Here is a 17,664-nt window from a genome sequence, read left to right as displayed (position 1 = left end):
TCTCCTGTCTACTGCTCTGAATTATCTGGCGTGGTGTTGAAAATAATGTCAATACGACGATTCAAGGCCCGGTTTTGAGCGTTGGTGTTGGGGACTAAAGGGGCTTCTGCGCCGGCACTTTCAACCTGTAGCCGTTGTGGTTGGAGTAAGCCGGTGCGTAACGGTTGTGCCACGGTTTCCGCTCGCGCCAGTGACAAGGCATAGTTGGAGGAATAGGCATGTGTATGAATCGGCAAGTTGTCACTGTGTCCGCGTACGATGATCTTCCCGGTAGTCAGGTTCAGTTGTTTGGCAAGATCTTGGAGAGGTGCCTGATAACGCGGATTGAGTGTTGCTGATGCAGAAGCAAACAAGTCTCCCCCCTGTAGGGTAACACTGACATGATCCGCGTTTTGGCTGACGGTGATGTCCTGCTGCTCTATCGCGGGTTGCAGCACTTGCCGTAAATGCGCAACAGAAAAGCTTTCAGCTGGTATGGTGGCTTCTGGCAATGGCAAATCGTATATGGATGTCAATACGGGTTCTGTCTGCTGATTAAGCCGGGTGTTCAGACCGAGGTAGAGCAGACCGGTCATCAATGTGCCAGATAGTGTGAAAAACACCAGGAAACGGGATAACCGTGACGGTTGATGAGTATTGATTGCGGGAGGAGGAAGAGTGCTCAATGCGGCAGGATACTCTCCTCTGACCTGACGCAAGCGTATTGCCAGACGCTGGATCAGGGTTTCCAGTTGAGCGAGGCCGTTGTCAATCAGGCGGTAGCGCCCACCAAATCCCAGAAGCAGACAGAAGTAGAACAGTTCGAGCAGATCGATATGTTTACTGGGTTGTTGCAGCAACATATCCAGTAACTTGAAAAATTTCTCACCGCCGCTGCTCTCTTTGTGGAATGTAATCAGCAAGCCATTACCTGACCATATGCTATTGTCTCCCCAGGAGGTCAATGCGACCGCTTCGTCCAGAGAAGTACACAGACAATAACGGGCGCCGAGGACAGTTTCATAACTGAATCCCGCTTGTTGGCACTGTTTCTCAAAGCGATATATTTCTCCGATCAATTGTTGACGTAACTGACCTGAGTCTTCCGGTTTGGCTGTATGACGAATATGTGGCATGGCGTTTAACAGAGGATAAGCCGCCTGCACTAAAGCATTACGATAGTCACGATTCATATACTGATATCCTCATCATCAGGCAGGCGTTTGAGTGCCCAAAATGCTATTTTCAGACCAGGAAATTCTCCGGCGACGTAAAAAGCAAATACCCTGGATTTCTCCAGCGATTGTTCAGTTTTATCGTCGAATTCCAATTTGAAGTAGCAGTACCCATTCTGATAGGGAAGTTGTCTGGGGATCTGTACCAGGTGGCGTAAGGCGATACCCGGCAACTGCAAACGCACCAGATCACGTATGCAGTCGGCTGACGAGATTTTAATTTGGGCCGGAAAGTGAGCCATAAAAGTGTCATGTACCATCTCTGACTTCACAACCAGAATAAAGTGGTAATCATCCAGGCTCATTTGTTCCGGCAATGATGCTACGCTTAATCCCGGCAGACGTTTGGTCAAGGGCAGCGATATAACATGCTCTTCCAACACAATGGACAAGCTACGTTGCAGTAAAGTAGAGAGGCGGGTGAAGCAACTGCCAATATCCAGATGATTGTAGCGGGGTAACTCTCCTTCCAGTGTATAGGGGGCTTGAAAGGAGCTCATTTCCAGTGCATAGCCGATCCAGATGAGAAAAAGCGTTTCCGGTGCCTGTTGAGGCAGATGCATGATGTGTTGAAGTTGAGCACTGAAACGGTTTAATAGCGCCAGCCGTAACAAATCACAGGTGCTGGCACCGTTACATTGCAGATGACGGCTGAGTTGTTGGCTGCGTTGCAGTAACAGGCCGTAAAGATCATGAGTCATGTTCTGTAACAACGGGTTTGCCCAACAGTTAAGTAACGGTGGAATATATCCGGTATCCAGCATGACGACGCCATCCTGATTTTTTTCTAAAACCCGCAGTACTCCCATAGCAACCCATTCGCCGTTGAGTTCATTTTCTGGTAGCAGACGCAGGCGTAATTTACCGCAATGCAGGATGGTACTGCCAAGGACCAAAGAGTTAACGTCGCTAACCTCTTTTTCAAATGCCTGATAACGTGCCAGAGAGTTTGGCGCATCATCGAAACTGACTGATTCGCGCCCGGCCAGATATGCCGGTATAGCCAGAGTGATAATCTGTGAACGCAGTGAAGTGCTGATAGTTAACGCAGGTGGAGCCTCGCCAGTTTCAGTGAATCCAAAAGCCGTACCGTCGGGCATAATACCACTGGCGGCCAGCAGTGAGATTTTCCCTAAAGCAAGTTGGCTCTCATCAAGTTTTAATGATGAAAATCCCCAATTGTAGGCTCGTTGCAGCGCTCCCCATTGATGCAGGCGTGCATCCACATATTCATCTGCTTGCTGAAAATGGTGGGGCCGTAAAAACATGCCCTCCATCCAGAGAACTTTGTGTGCATTTTTCATGGGTAGTCTCCTGAGCATGTGTGATTCATTTAGCAGATTCAGATTTCATCTGTAATCCGTGCGAAGTAACGGTAATCAACTGATAAGGCTCAGAGGATGAAAAAGGATTTAAAACCGATAAATAAGATACGGTTGTAAACGATGATAAAGGAATAACGAGCCGCCACTGTTTATCGGTAATATTTTGGTATTCTGCCCAAATAGCAATATATTTTTCTTCTGCCGGAGTATTAACCGTAATACTGATATCACTTTTTCCTTTTATTGGCAGTAAGAAGATTGATTTTTGATAAAGTACAGTATTGTCCAGAGTTGAATTAGACGTTTTTTGTAAAGACGAGGTGTCTGCCTGATTAAATTTATCTGGATCATTTAATAGCAATATATTTAATTTTAAAGGAGCGCTATTGTTAATATTCCCTTGAGCTTGAAATTTAATGGTGTAAGGAATATTTTTTTCCACTTTATTTGCAGAACAACTTACAGTCAGAAGTATGCTCAACAGAATAAAAGAGGAAAAACAGTGACTTTTATAGTGAGGAAAAAACAGCATAGAAAGTCCTCCATCACAGGCCCAGCAGGAGTACCTTAAGTTGGCTGGGAATTAAACGCATACCGATCATATTAGTGCTGTTTTGCAAACTCAGGCTAGTGACGCGCGTTGCAGGAAACCCTTTAATTAAAGTGGTGAATGAGCCGATTAAATGACGTGAAGGCCCCATGACAGTACCGGAAACAATACCGAGATTGACGCCAAGGTTATCGCCGAAACTTGAATTAGTCACTGTCGCCATATTATGTGCCGGCATTCCCATAAACAGCACTTTATAAGTATGAGGTGTTGCCATCAGACCCAGAGTCATATTGGGATAGGGAACGGGCACTGGGATAGGTAAAGGTGTCATACAGACATCTGGAAATGCCAGGTCCATACCAAAAAGTTGACAGTTTGCAAACATATCATCACCTACCAAATTAACGTGTTGCTATTTCTGTCAAATAGATTAGCAAAGGGAAAAATATAACCAATAAGGTGTTGACCTTATTTTAATTAGAAAGTGATTTCAGATATTGGAATATTAATGCTGTTGCTTGCTTTATTATAAAAATAAGGGTTTTGGCTGATTCCAATTAAATTTGTATTTCGGAAGAATTTCAGCAGTCGTAGGAGGTGAAATTGGTAATTAATATGCGGATGGAATGGCATTGTCTTTCTCTGTTTAGTGGCATGGCAGTGCCTGGATCTATTTCTAATATAATGATATTTAAATAAAAGCGCTCATGAATAAAAAAATAGGCTATGTATCTGCCATCAGCGTAGCATTGCTATTGGCAAGTTGCTATAAACCCAATAAGAAAAAAGAACCCGTGGTGAATGAAACTCAAGAAGAGAATCTTAATACCGTTGGCAGCGAACATAAACGGAAAAAAAGGTGGTTACAGCCTCAGACTGATGAAAATGTAAAACAGGGAGGCGATATTCCTAAACTGGGTACAGAAAAGGATTCCTCCGGGGAAGTGCGTGCTAATTTACCTTTATCTGATGGTGAATTGACCAGTGGTTCAATCGATCTTTTTTATCCATTATATGATGGAGATGAGCGCATACTGTTTGGTCAGGCGGGTGCTCGTCGCTTTGATGGGCGCAGTATAGTTAATTTGGGGATTGGTCAACGTCATTTTCAAGAAGACTGGGCTATAGGTTACAACACATTTTACGATGCTCAGATTTCCGGCAATGCTCACCAGCGGCTGGGGATCGGCTTGGAGTATTGGCGTGATTATCTGCATTTGGCTGCTAACGGTTATTTTGGCTTGACGGACTGGCACTCATCTTCTGCACTGAATGGTTATGCTGAACGTGTGGCGAATGGTTATGATATCCGTGCTCAGGGTTGGCTTCCCTCTTACCCGCAACTGAGTGGTAAACTGAAATTTGAGCAATATTTCGGTGATGATGTTGCGCTGTTTAATCACCAGAATCGTTACAAGGACCCGCGAGTACTGACGGTAGGGCTGGATTATACGCCTATTCCATTGATTTCATTAGGTGTTGATAGAACTTTTAGTCATAGTGGCAAGGACGATACAAAGGTTGGCTTGTCCTTCAATTATCAGCTTGGGGTACCTTTATCCCAACAGATTGATCCGACGACGGCACCGGTAAGACGCACTTTGGCTGATCATCGTCACCGTCTGGTTGAACGTAACAACAACATTGTGTTGAAGCATCGGGAAAGATCGCAACTGAGCCTGAATTTGCCAACAATACTTAGTGGATTTGGTGGCGAAAGGAAACTGATTAATTTCTCTTTCAATGGAAAATACCGCCTGAAATATATCCAGTGGGATGACAGCGTATTACGCGCGAGGGGTGGCCGGATAGTCCCATTATCGGATAATAGTTACGCAGTACATTTTCCCCGTTATAGCAACCAGCAAAGTAACCATCTTACTATTTCAGCTATGGCGCATGATGAACAGGGAAATGTATCAAATAGTAGTGAGATGGTCATATTGATTAATGAGCCGGTTGTGCTGTCTGCGCCTGTAATAGAGCCGGCAGAAGATGATGAATCTGAATTAGTTATGATCCCCGGCGAAGGTGATGAAGAGCCGCCTTTATTGGAAGAGGATGAATTGGCCCCGCCGCCGCCGCTGGATAATGAGGTATTGGTGAATGTCGATGAATTGGCCCCGCCGCTACCGCTGGATAATGAGGTATTGGTGAATGTCGATGAATTGGCGCCGCCGCCTCCGCTGGATAATGAGGTATTGGTGAATGTTGATGAATTGGCGGCGGCAATTCATCTGGATAATGAGGTATTGGTGAATGTTGATGAATTGCCACCGCCGCCGGGTAATAGACGAACATTTTTAGATGAGATAAATAGTTTGGGGCCGGATGGGATACAGGGAAGACTAAGAAAAACACCTAAAGCGGAGGAAGTAGAAAAGCCTAAACCAGGTCCATCTGGTGTAGCAGAGATCCTCGCAAGAAGGATACATATTGAAGATTCTGATTCTAGTTCTGACTCTGAGGATAGTAGTTGGAGTGATGATGAGGATAAATAACAAATGACTGCCTGCCAGGCGGTTTGTCCCATCCGTCTGAATAAAAGTGATAATCCTTTCCTGTAGATATTGTTTATAGGAAAGGAAATCCCTATCTCTGGATAATATTGATTTTCGTTTGGGTTCTGTTGATGTTAAAGAGGTGTAAAATTGATTTTAGTCACAATTTGATTACGAGATTTTGATAAATTTTATCTGATTGTTATCTGCCATAAAGCATTTATTATCTTTTGGTGTGTTTTTCTTGAATTATGGAGCATTGTAAAAATATAGCCCAAATGAGACAGGTTCTAAACCTGTTGTTAATTAACGTGATAGACACGGAGTAATTTGGGTTTTTCACAAGAAAATATCTCTGAATAATAAGGAGATTATAAAATGAGAACACGCTCATCATTAGTGATAAAACTCACTATATTTCTATCACTGATGCTGTTTCTTATATGGCTGATTTCTGTCGTAGCGACGGCATTTTTTTCTTTCAAACACGCACACCAACATGTGATGGATGAGTTATCACATCTTGCGACCTTACGGGCAGATTTAAGTAATCACCGCTTTGAAGGCGCAGAGAAAGACGCGCAGGAACTGGCGAGGCGCTATGATGCTTATTATGAAAAGTATGAAAATGATAAAAATATTTCGTCGAATACTGATAGCAAATATCTACCTATTAATGGCAACATCTGCCAGCCCGATCACGAAATAAGTCAGGATAACTGGTTTATTCAGGCATATGGCGCTGCCGGACAAGCTTATTATCTGGACAGCTTTATTTTTAAGCGATCTCAGGGAATATCTATTTATCCCCCGGAAAAAATTTCAGATGACTATTTTATCAAACGATGTCTTGAGTTGGCGAATTTCCCCATGATCCCCAACCACGATAATATTTATTGGGGACAGCCTGAGCATATTCCCGGTAGTGGGTGGAGTATCTCTGTTGCTGCGAGCGATAAAATAGGCCGGCTGACCGGATATGCTATTAAGTTCAATGATCTATTGTCATATGGACAAGCGGTAACTAATTATGACATCGATCTCTGGCTGGACAGTAATCAGCAATTATTGCCGTTTTTCAAAGGGAAATTACCGCAGGATACAGAACACCATATTTTAGCATTGCTGAAAGATGTCAAGTTGCATGATGGCTGGCAACATATTCCCGGTTATCAGGTATTACGTATCCAGCTTAGAGGCCCTGGCTGGCAGCAATTGGTACTTTATCCTACTAAGAGTGTATTTGAGGAAGTCATCGATCAAGCGATTATTCAGCTTCCCTTTGCGTTGGTCATTTTATTGATGATAACGCTGACTTTATTCTGGATGTTGCACCATTATCTGGCTAAACCGTTATGGCAGTTTGTGGATATTATCGATAAGACCGGTCCACGTGCGTTGGATGTTCGTTTACCGGAGAGTCGGCGTGATGAACTGGGTCAAATAGCCAGGGCTTACAATGCGTTACTTGATACCCTGAATCAGCAATATTCTACATTGGAAAACAAGGTAGCAGAACGTACCAAGGCATTAACAGAAGCGAAACAACAGGCAGAGTTAGCTAATAAACGTAAAAGTAGCCATTTGACGACAATCAGCCATGAATTGAGAACGCCGCTTAGCGGGACGCTTGGTGCATTGGAATTGCTGAAAACCAGTGAGATGAGCAATGAACAGTTGCAACTTGCAGAGACAGCACACCAATGTACGTTATCTTTACTGTTTATTATCAATAAATTACTTGATTTTTCGCGCATTGAAGCTGGGCAAGTTGAGTTACAGTATGCCACCAGTCAGTTGTTACCCTTGTTGGATCAATCAATGGCGACGATACAGGGAATGGCGCACAATAAAAAGTTGATGTTAGAAACCTTTGTCGCAGCTGATGTTCCACAGATATTGGAGCTTGATGCAAGCCGTGTCAGACAAATTCTGGTGAATCTATTGGGAAATGCCTGCAAATTTACCGATGATGGTGGCATTTGTCTGACTGTCACCCGCTCGGATAATACGTTGATTTTTGATGTGACTGACAGTGGGTGTGGCGTAGCGCGAGAAAATATCGCATTGGTATTTAATCCCTTTTATCAGGTGCAGGAACATGCTCAAGGAACGGGGCTTGGGCTGGCTATTGCGGCTACGCTGGCCAGAATGATGGGAGGTAATCTGGAGTTTAACAGCGCTTTTGGTTTAGGCACCAGCGTGGTATTTCAACTGCCGCTGATGGATTTTACTGAGCCGGAGTTGTTGCAGGGCGAGATAGACGCGCCGCTTGTCTTACATCGTCAACTGATAGCATGGGGTCTCATCTGTTTACCAGAAAAGCACGTTGGTGAGCTGTCCGCCAATGATTTACTGTTTTTACCCGGTCGCCTGCGGGATATTGCAGAACGTCAGTTGTCCGGTACTCCGCCACCGGTTCAGGATAATGTACCGTTACAGCCTTGGCGTATGCGGGTATTACTGGTTGATGATGCGGTGACTAATCGGGATATCATTGGCATGATGCTGACCCGGTTAGGGCAAGAAGTGCAGCATGCCCAGGATGGTGCAGAAGCATTATTATTGGGGCAGCGTTACCGTTTTGATCTGGTGCTGATGGATATATTGATGCCGGGGCAATGCGATGGTCTGGAAACTACCCGGCTTTGGCGTATTGATCCTGACAATCAGGACTCAGATTGCATGATTGTGGCGCTGACGGCAAATACAGTTGCTGAAGAAAAAGAGCGCGCTGCTCAGGCCGGGATGAATGATTACATATCCAAACCGGTCACCATTAAACAATTGGCTCAGATTCTGGAGATGACTGCTGAATATCAGTTGCGGCGTGATATTCACCTGACAGTGCAACAGGAAACGGATAAGCCGTTATTGTCGATAAATTTGTTGAGTATGCAGGAAAAAGTCCGCAGGGAATTATTCACTTTAATCGACGAAGCTGAACAACATATTACTCAACAGGAGGTATTAGAAAGGCTCTTACATTCCATGAAGGGAGTGAGTGGGCAGGCAGGACTTAATTTGTTGTTATGTATGATTGCTGAAATGGAAAACCAAGTACATAACGGTTCACTGCCGCAAAAAAATGAGCTGATGAAACTACGCAAATTGATTAACGCAACACTGTGCTCTGCTGAGGAACACGAGCAGAATGCACCTTTTTCCGTGAGGTCCTAATATGATTTGCTATAAAGTTTTGCTGGTGGATGATCATGAGCTGATCATAGATGGAATCAAGAACCTTCTTGCTGCATATCCGCGTTATCAGGTCGTCGCGCAGGTTGATGATGGGCTGTCTGTTTATGCTGCCTGTCGGGATCTGCTACCGGATATTGTTATTCTTGATCTTAGCCTTCCTGGGCTGAATGGGTTAGATATTATTCCACAACTTTGCCAACGTTGGCCGGATTTACGCATCCTTGCCCTGACGGCCCATGACGATGAGCTGACGGCCAGCCGTGTACTGCGTGCGGGGGCATTAGCCTATGTTTTGAAAACCAGTTCGCAGCAGATATTACTTGCTGCGATTACCAGCGTTGCTGCCAAAAAGAGTTACGTTGATCCTCACCTGAATCAGGAAGCAATCCGCTTATTGGGGGAAGGCATAAATGATGACAGTACATTGCTTACCCGACGCGAGCGTCAAATATTACAGCTAATCAGTGAAGGCAATGGTAATCGCCATATTGCTGAGATACTCAGTATTAGTGTTAAAACAGTAGAAACTCACCGCCTTAATATGATGCGAAAACTCAAAGTTCATAAGGTGACTGAATTACTTAAATATTCAAGAAAATTGGGGTTGATAGCTTGATCATGCAGGTAGCATTAATGCTGCTGGATGGCAAGTGGCTATTAAAAATAGCATGCAGAAACAGCTCGATTATAGAGCTGTTTTTGTGTTTTTAAGTAATATGCGAAACCGCAGGATATTTTTTATATGTCATGTAGTGATTGTAGGATAGAAAAACGACGATTCTAATTTTTTTCTGTTATTTTTTTAATAATATTGTGTCAATTTTATATTTTATTTGGTTTTTTATAAATATGTTGTTTTAAATGCCTTAAATGCCTTAAATGCCTTTAAGTTTTTTAATATTAATTGTGGTTTTTTTAATTGAAAGAAAATATATAATCATATGATTGCAAGATATTGTTTTTTATCTAAAATAATAAATGAAAGTCAATGTTTAGATTGAGTTTATTTGTGAGTTTTTTACTTATAATTCTTAATTAATACTTATTTTTGCAATTTTAATTTTCTAGGATGAAATATCTATGTAGACATTTAAATAAAACTATTATTTAACGCATCGTGTATATGGATGAAGCATATAGAGTGCATATCCGTATACCGAAACTTGCCATTCATACTATTGTTTTAATACCAATGGATTTTGACGGTTTTGATTTTCTCTGACACACTGCAATAGTGTCTTGTAAATACATTTCCTTAACCTATCGGAGGCTCCCATGGGAACCCATTATGAGACTGACGTGGTAGCTTGGGCAAATGAACAGGCTGCATTACTGCGGGCTGGTAAACTCAGTCAGATTGACATTGAAAACATTGCTGAGGAGATAGAAGACGTGGGCAAAAGTGAAAAACGCGAGCTGGCAAGCAGGATGGCGGTTTTACTGGCTCACCTTCTGAAATGGAAATTCCAGCCGACTCACCAAGGTAAAAGTTGGGAATTAACCATTAAAGGACAGCGAGAACTGATTCAGCGGCGTTTGAAAAAAACGCCAAGTTTGAAAGCGTCACTGTCTGATCCTGAATGGTTCGAAGATACTTGGTTTGATGCCCGTTCTGATGCGTCTAAAGAAACAGGCATTGGTTTGGAAATTTTTCCGACATCCTGCATCTGGACGGCAGAACAAATACTGGATACTGAGTATTATCCTGATTAGGTGTTTTGACATATTTAAACGCTGGCTTATGTTGGCGTTTTTCATTTTTGTACGCAAGGCAAATCACAGTCTGGTTAGCAAAAACCGCCGTAAATCCTTGCCCAGTGCGAGGGTGTCGCAAAAGGTTAAGGTCACTTTTTGCGACACCCTCTTGACGGCGGGGAGTAGTCACAAAGTAGAACTTGTTTTACACTCTCTGTAGACGCCATATAATATTCCTTATTTTACATGCAGTTATTTAATTATTCAGCTAACAGGATTACTTCATGAGTATTAAGGTTATGCCTATACCATCATCGGGTCATGACATGATTGCCAATGAGTCAACTGCTTTGGTTGATCAGGAACACATCAATACATTAATAGCGAAAATCGATATTTCTGAGCCTGCGGCAGTGATCAGCTATGGTGCCAAGCCTATGGGAGAAATAGCCCGTTTTGCTGATACTTTGCTGGAGAATGTACGGACAAAAGAGGCTGATGAAGTTGGTCAGAAGCTCTCGGATTTGGTTATGTTTATTCGTGGACATGATGCGTTGTCCGCAGAAGAGAAGAACAGTGGTTTTTTGAGCAAATTACCGCTGATTGGTGGGATTTTCAAGAAAATTGAACGCACCGTTATTGATCAAAAGACGTTGACACAGCAGGTCGATACCATCGCAACCCATCTGGATAATGCAATGCTTAATTTGCTGCGTGATATCACCGTGTTGGAACAGCTTTACGATCGTAACCTGGGTTTCTATAGAGAAATATCGTTCTATGTTGAAGCGGGCAGACAGAAGCTACAGCAGATTAAAACGGTGGAGTTGCCCATGTTACAGAGAAAGGCTGAAGGGTCTAAAGACCTGATGGATGCGCAGGGTGTTAAAGACATGCTGGAAAAGATTAACCGTTTTGAACGCCGCCTTCACGACTTGGAACTGTCAAAAACCATCGCTGTACAGACCGCACCACAGATCCGTATCGTGCAAAATAACAACCAGCAACTAGCGGAAAAGATCCAGAGCAGCATCCTTTCTACATTACCGATCTGGAAAAGTCAGATGGTACTTAATCTGTCACTGCAAGCTCAGGGTAAAGCAGCCAGATTGCAAAAAGCAGTGGCCGATACGACCAACGATTTATTGCGTAAGAATGCCGAAATTTTGCAACAGAGCAGCATTGCAACGGCCACTGAAGTGGAACGCTCTATCGTCGATATTGAGACCTTACACGATGTGCAGAATCGCCTAGTTAATACTATTGAGGATACGATGCGCATTGCGTCGGAAGCGCGCATTAAGCGTACTGAGATTGAAAAAGAGTTGTCCACTATGGAAGATAATTTACGTCAGCGTTTAACCTCAGCAGCTGCGCAATATTAGTCATGATCTCAACAAGGTACGTTCCTGATTAATGGATAACAGGTAAGAGTAAATACGTATATGTCTACACCTCAACCACATGATGTGGCACAGCGGAAGGAGCAGGGCGTGATGTCCTTGTTCGGTGGTATCAGACGGTCTCTATCGCGTGTACTGTTTCATATTAAAACCTTTTTGCTTGCGTTTGTGCTGTCCTGCATTGCTCTGTTTACTCCTTGGTCTTTTTTGACCTTGCCTGCGGATAACCATCATATCTCCAGCATAGTGTTGTTATCGGGCTATATCGGATTACTGACTCTTTATCCGCCGCGTCCACATAGGCTGGCTACTTTGGCCGGTTGGCTAGTAGCGATATTGAGTCCGCTCGCGGGGCTGTGGGCCGCTGCACTGTTGTTTGGCGGGCTGGCGACCTTGCTTATTACTATCATTAGACAACGTAAACTGGAGGTAGGCAGATTCCTGTTGTTGCTGATAGCAGCGAGTACCATTGTCATGCTGTTTAGAATGGACGCCTATGCGATCCCCGTCTGGTTTGGCGTCGTATTTGTTGTCATTGTGTTGGTGGCGGCGTTTGTTGAGCCCTGGCGTAATCTCCGGCAGCAGAAAGCGCTGCAACAGCAGCAACAGATTGTTGCCTGTCAACAGGTGGAAGAACAGCGTCAGCGGGATGATGCACAGGCAGTGTTGGCTGAATATCATGAACAGCTGGTGCAGATCAGGCGCTATCAGTCTGGCATGTCGTCTGATATACAGGAGTTAGTCAGCCAGATTGAAGAAAAAACTCAGGCGATAATTGGCTGTATGCGGGCTGATGCCAGGGATGTTGCTCCCGGTAAGGCATTTCTCAACCGTTATCTGCCGATGATTGCTAAGGCGCTGGAACGCTGTACTTTGTTGGAGGAGCAAAATGCCAATAGTGCACAATCCGAAGAGGTCAGGTTATTGACTTATCAGGGCCTGCAAGAAATGAGCGCGGCATTTAGTGAGATGCACCAGCATCTGTTGGATAATGATATCGACGATTTACTGGTGGATCTCAAGGTAATGAATCAGTTGATCCGTTCCCAGGGGTTTGGTGCTAAACACGATTAATGTTCGTACCGCGTGCGATTGCTCCTTCTTTTCTGATGGCGCAATCGCAGTGGCTATCCTATTTTGTGGTAGTTAAGAACTCATGAAAAATTATTGAATTACATAAATTGTCGTTTCTGGATGCATGGAATAATGTCAGCTAAACACTTTCGTTTCGATGAGTTCAATATGTAGGTTGAGATTCAGTGATGCTAAGACAATCGGTGTACCGCTGATCTGGTTTCAGATATGAGTTTAGTCCCAGAGGTATTCACTCTGATTATCTTGATGAAAATATTTTTGTTGGGGGGGGGGATATCTATCCAAGGGAATGTTATGCATTGACTTGACAAGATCGTATGATGATTAACTGATGTTTTCTTGTTTTGTGAAAAAGAGTTGTTAATTGAGTATACTGGATGGTCACTGAGCAGTGATGCCAGTATCATCACTGTTCAGGAATGCCCCAAGTCAATCAATATTAACACGAGTGCGAGCATGTTCCTGCTCACGGATTCGTTGTTGGATTTGGGTATATAACTTGGCTTTTTCATTATCACGGTCTGTAACGGTGACGACTAGGGCATAAGGTTCTTGTTCTGCACTTAATCGGTACCCCAATCTCGGTCTTGGCGTGTTACAACTACAAACCACTTTTCATTTGGATGTCGTTGACGGAATGTCCAGATCGATGACTGTACGGTACCTTTATCTCTTTGTTGAGCCGTGATTTCTCGATTGCTTGTTGCATCATCGTTTCTAGCCTTTGTTTCTGCTTGCGTTTTATGATTAAAACAGGCCTGTACTTCATTATAATTTTATTAATAGGTTTTGATATTTCTCTTTATGTTTATTGAGTATGTAAAGCGTTATTTTTACCCATAGTAACCACATTAAAAATGTGATATCTGGCCCTAAAACCAAATTAAATTACTATTGCTAATTGAGTTCGCTTGGTTAGATGGCTGGGTGGCAGTTGACTCACGATAGCGTAATGTGACAAACAACACGAAATAGTTTTTGCTAATATATAGCATCTAATGTTATTGCCGTCAGGTCATAACATATTATAAAAGTAGTAGTAAGTGTGGTTTTCGGCTTTTATGTGTGCCTAAAGGTTGTAATGGGTATAAACATTACTGTACATGTGATGACGGATAAGTGCTGATCGTTTTTCTATCCATTTTGCGGAATGCCTTGATTCTAGCTCCAGCTCCTCTGTTTGGTGTTCTGTAGGTCGGGCGATCCTACCACTTTTTACTTATTACTGGGAGCATTCATATACATGATTCAACTACATGATCTTGGTGTTTCTTTTCCCCATAAAATCTGCTTCTCTGAATTTAATGCCATTATCAAAAGGGGGCAACGTATTGCGATTGTCGGAGACAATGGCTGTGGTAAGTCGTCACTCTTACGAATTTTATATGGCAGCTTGGAGCCAAGTGAAGGAAAAGTCATTACAGATTTGGAACTTAATATTGGTTATGTTGCTCAGGAGCATGGGGACAAAGATGGCTTAAGTGGAGGACAACGTGTAAATCAGGCATTAAGTCAGGCAATGGCCAATGCATCCGATGTATTATTGTTAGATGAACCAACTAATCATCTTGATGATGGTAATCGCCGCTCGTTATCTCGCATGTTGCAGAGATCACATAACAATATCAGTATCGTGCTAGTTACTCATGATGAAACTTTAATGAATGAGGTATGCGATACTATTTGGCATATCCGAGATGGGCGTATTGAAGTATTTTCTGGCCGATATATGGACTATATTGCAGAGCAAGATCTCCAGAGGAAAATGTTGGAAAAACAATTGACAACTATTAAGCGCGCCAGAAAAGACACCCATAAGGCATTAATGAAGGAGAATGAGCGTGCAAGCCATGCGCGTCAACGTGGTATCAAAAGTATCCAAAACCGAAAATGGGCCACAGTAAAGTCTCCAACTAAACTTAGTAGAGGTAGCTCAACAGCCGGACGCAAACAAGCTGAAATTACGGAACACCGTAAAGAATTATTGGAGCAATTGTCTCAGTTGAATCCTGTCAAAGTTGTCACGCCACGTTTTCATTTACCAGCAGTTGTAAGATCAAAGCAAACTGTTTTGCAGGTTACGAATGGCGCAGTAGGATATGAAAAATTACTGTTTGAAAATATTAATTTTAGTCTTGCACAAGGCGAACGTTTAGCGCTGAAAGGCTGCAATGGTAGTGGTAAATCTACATTAGCACGTGCGATTCTTGGAGATCCGGAAATTATACGTAGTGGTGATTGGCTGATACCTCAACCCCGAGACATTGGCTATTTGGATCAACACTATGCTAATCTCAATCCTAACCATACGGTGCTGCAAGCGTTGATGAATGTTGTCCCAGATTGGAGTCAGCCAGAATTACGCAACCACCTCAGCAATTTCCTATTTCGGCAAAACGAGCTTGTTCAATCCCAAGTTTCTGTGCTTTCAGGAGGGGAGAAAGCACGTTTGTCACTGGCTTGCATTGCTGCCAAAGCTCCGCCGTTGTTGATTCTTGATGAACTGACTAACAACCTTGACATAACCATACGACAGCATGTAATAGATATTCTTCAAGCCTATCCTGGCACTTTAATCCTCATTTCCCATGACATAGAATTTTTAAAAAAAGTTAGAATTACAAAAAGTTATGTCATTGATGCGGTATACCAGTAAATGCACAGAGAAAAACCCTCTCTATATCTTCTATTCCCGATGTTGTGTTTCAACCTGGACACAATCAGATATAAATTTGCTGTGAAGATATGCATTTAGAGAGTGATTGTGAATCGTTCCTGTTTTTCTTAGGTCATAACACTCTTGGACTGACTAAATAAAAATGATGTAGTGGTGTATCAATTATTCCTGAAGCCCGATAGATTCCCAAGGAAACTCTGAAAAATGTCTAATACTCCAATAAAATCAAAATATAATATCCCAGTTCAACGATATTAGATCTGATTCACAGATAGAATTATTAAGAAATAATAAACTAAAATAAATGGAAGAATCAGACTAACGACAAAGTGCTATACTTCTAGTCGACGCTTTAGTTCTAATATAAGACTCGCACAAAAAGCGACCGACTCCCATATTAAGAAAGCACTTCTCACTACAATATCAGCCCGAAATAGGTCAATCTCGACGAATTGATGCCAAAAGATCAGCTAGGTTTGTAAAATTGACTTCTCCATTCATTTTGGTTCATTCGTGATTCTGATTAAGACAAGGTTACTGAGCTATTTATTTGATATCGAAATTAAGTATTATATCTAGGGGCTGTTGACGTTTTGAGAGGGCTTATTGAACAGCATGATGATTGGGTATAATTGCTTTCGCCAAAAACCAACCATGCCTTACCATCATGCCGAGAACAATGTTATCAAAACCCCTATGGAATACGCTAGCTGTATTCATGCAACAAAGTGGACTGATTTATCACAAAGAAGAACATCACCTGACCTTTGAGGGTATCCTTTACCGCATGAGAACCGGTTGTCCCTGGCGTGACTTACCGCCTGAATTTGGGAAATGGAATACCGTCTTTCGACGTTTTAATGAATGGGCAAAGAAAGATATTTTTAATTTAATATTCAAATTGTTATCTGAATATTCTGATACGGAGTGGCTGTTCATTGATGGGAGTATTGTGCAGGCTCATCAACACAGTGCAGGCGCGGCCTCTAAAGAAAATGAATCGATAGGAAAAAGTCGGGGTGGACATTCAACCAAGATCCATTTGGCTGTGGACAGTGACGGTTTACCTGTGCATTTTGAGCTTTCTGGGGGTCAAACACACGACATCGTTCATGCAGAAAGTCTGGTGTCACAGTCACCGCCATCGGATTTTGTGATTGCGGATAAAGGTTACGATAGCGAAGCCTTCAGGCTTGCCGTGAAACAACAAGGTGCAACGCCGGTCATTCCCTACAAGAAAAACCGTCGAAAAGCCGATAAGCGTATTGATAAATGTTTATATCGTTACCGCCACTTGGTGGAGAATGTGTTTGCTAGAATTAAACATTTTCGTGCAATAGCAACAAGATACGATAAGTTGGAGCGTAATTACGCCAGTATGCTGGCTCTGGGTTTTATCATTATCTGGTTGCCTATGTGGGCTGAATAAATTATGTACCCGAAAGGTAAACAACCCCTAGTGAAGCGTATGAGTGTGTCAAAAGATTACCAGAATCTCTTAGCTGAATTTAGTAGAAGGCAGGCCAGCAGTCTGACCACCGTTTATTACTCCCGTACCTTGTTACACTGGCTGCGGGCAGCTCTCAATCGCAAGCTCCATATTCGTTACCTTTGCTCTATGCAGCCCCCAAGTGAACTGTTCCCCAATTTCTGGACAGTTTCCTCCGGAAGCTGGTATAGCCCAAGCTTGGCATCACTCATATTTTTAGCACGTGGCCTCTCGGACTAAAAAAGCGCTCCAAGACGTTGTTGACTGAGTATCAAGCCGCACTGGAAAAATTGTTTATAACTGACTGAGTATATGGGGGTAGCGGGGGAATTTGAATATTCATCATTATCAATAAGTCAGAGTCATTACCAAAGAAAGCGCTACCGACCTTGATTAAGATATATAAATAGAGCACGACAAATTTCTTGATTTATATCACACGCCAATGTAATAAGACCTGATAAGGGTTATAAACATTCTTTAGCTACTTTTTCAAGGATCACCTCATATA

The 17,664-nt window shown here is 42.8% G+C and carries 13 protein-coding genes; 8 read left to right on the top strand and 5 right to left on the bottom strand.

Annotated elements, in window-relative coordinates:
- Nucleotides 1-8 precede the first annotated feature (8 nt).
- The 4 genes from icmH to PTE_RS07435 are packed head-to-tail and all read right to left on the bottom strand — an operon-like array spanning nucleotide 9 to nucleotide 3,477.
- Nucleotides 9-1,172: a type IVB secretion system protein IcmH/DotU gene (gene icmH / locus PTE_RS07450; RefSeq protein WP_036844582.1), complete on the bottom strand. Its 1,164-nt coding sequence runs from the start codon at nucleotides 1,170-1,172 to the stop codon at nucleotides 9-11.
- On the bottom strand, nucleotides 1,169-2,518 hold the full coding sequence (gene tssK / locus PTE_RS07445; protein ID WP_036844579.1) for a type VI secretion system baseplate subunit TssK: 1,350 nt from the start codon (nucleotides 2,516-2,518) through the stop codon (nucleotides 1,169-1,171). The genes icmH and tssK overlap by 4 nt, the downstream gene beginning before the upstream one ends.
- Nucleotides 2,519-2,543: 25 nt before the next feature.
- Complete coding sequence (gene tssJ, locus PTE_RS07440) at nucleotides 2,544-3,071, bottom strand: type VI secretion system lipoprotein TssJ (RefSeq protein ID WP_036844575.1); 528 nt, start codon at nucleotides 3,069-3,071, stop codon at nucleotides 2,544-2,546.
- A gap of 13 nt (nucleotides 3,072-3,084) precedes the next feature.
- Nucleotides 3,085-3,477 (bottom strand): DUF4150 domain-containing protein, encoded by a 393-nt coding sequence (locus tag PTE_RS07435; RefSeq protein WP_036844572.1) that lies wholly within the window; start codon nucleotides 3,475-3,477, stop codon nucleotides 3,085-3,087.
- 322 nt (nucleotides 3,478-3,799) lie between these two features.
- Here PTE_RS07435 and PTE_RS22720 point away from each other — a divergent pair, with 322 nt between their 5' ends.
- From PTE_RS22720 to PTE_RS07405, 6 genes are all read left to right on the top strand, one after another.
- Nucleotides 3,800-5,593, top strand: coding sequence for an inverse autotransporter beta domain-containing protein (locus PTE_RS22720; protein WP_051477249.1), 1,794 nt, complete (start codon nucleotides 3,800-3,802; stop codon nucleotides 5,591-5,593).
- 378 nt (nucleotides 5,594-5,971) lie between these two features.
- Entirely contained in the window at nucleotides 5,972-8,773 is a 2,802-nt protein-coding gene (locus tag PTE_RS07425) for a two component system sensor kinase (RefSeq protein ID WP_036844570.1), read from the top strand.
- A 1-nt stretch (nucleotide 8,774) separates the two neighbouring features.
- A complete protein-coding gene (locus PTE_RS07420; RefSeq protein ID WP_036844568.1) occupies nucleotides 8,775-9,410 on the top strand; it encodes a two component system response regulator in 636 nt (211 codons plus the stop codon).
- Between the two features lie 659 nt (nucleotides 9,411-10,069).
- On the top strand, nucleotides 10,070-10,507 hold the full coding sequence (locus tag PTE_RS07415; protein WP_036844566.1) for a DUF29 domain-containing protein: 438 nt from the start codon (nucleotides 10,070-10,072) through the stop codon (nucleotides 10,505-10,507).
- Between the two features lie 266 nt (nucleotides 10,508-10,773).
- Complete coding sequence (locus PTE_RS07410; RefSeq protein WP_036844564.1) at nucleotides 10,774-11,874, top strand: toxic anion resistance protein; 1,101 nt, start codon at nucleotides 10,774-10,776, stop codon at nucleotides 11,872-11,874.
- A gap of 60 nt (nucleotides 11,875-11,934) precedes the next feature.
- Complete coding sequence (locus tag PTE_RS07405) at nucleotides 11,935-12,966, top strand: 5-bromo-4-chloroindolyl phosphate hydrolysis family protein (protein WP_036844562.1); 1,032 nt, start codon at nucleotides 11,935-11,937, stop codon at nucleotides 12,964-12,966.
- Between the two features lie 450 nt (nucleotides 12,967-13,416).
- Here PTE_RS07405 and PTE_RS26400 read toward each other — a convergent pair whose 3' ends face one another.
- Complete coding sequence (locus PTE_RS26400; RefSeq protein ID WP_245219001.1) at nucleotides 13,417-13,566, bottom strand: hypothetical protein; 150 nt, start codon at nucleotides 13,564-13,566, stop codon at nucleotides 13,417-13,419.
- 664 nt (nucleotides 13,567-14,230) lie between these two features.
- Between PTE_RS26400 and PTE_RS07400 the strand changes: the two genes are divergently transcribed.
- On the top strand, nucleotides 14,231-15,643 hold the full coding sequence (locus tag PTE_RS07400; protein WP_036844560.1) for an ABC-F family ATP-binding cassette domain-containing protein: 1,413 nt from the start codon (nucleotides 14,231-14,233) through the stop codon (nucleotides 15,641-15,643).
- Between the two features lie 688 nt (nucleotides 15,644-16,331).
- The gene (locus PTE_RS07395) at nucleotides 16,332-17,093 is read left to right on the top strand and encodes an IS5 family transposase (RefSeq protein ID WP_036844751.1); all 762 of its coding nucleotides are present in this window, start codon (nucleotides 16,332-16,334) and stop codon (nucleotides 17,091-17,093) included.
- Nucleotides 17,094-17,664: the final 571 nt, after the last annotated feature.

The sequence above is a fragment of the Photorhabdus khanii NC19 genome (genome assembly GCF_000517265.1).
Lineage (GTDB): Bacteria > Pseudomonadota > Gammaproteobacteria > Enterobacterales > Enterobacteriaceae > Photorhabdus > Photorhabdus khanii.
This window is presented reverse-complemented; position numbering and strand designations above follow the sequence as displayed.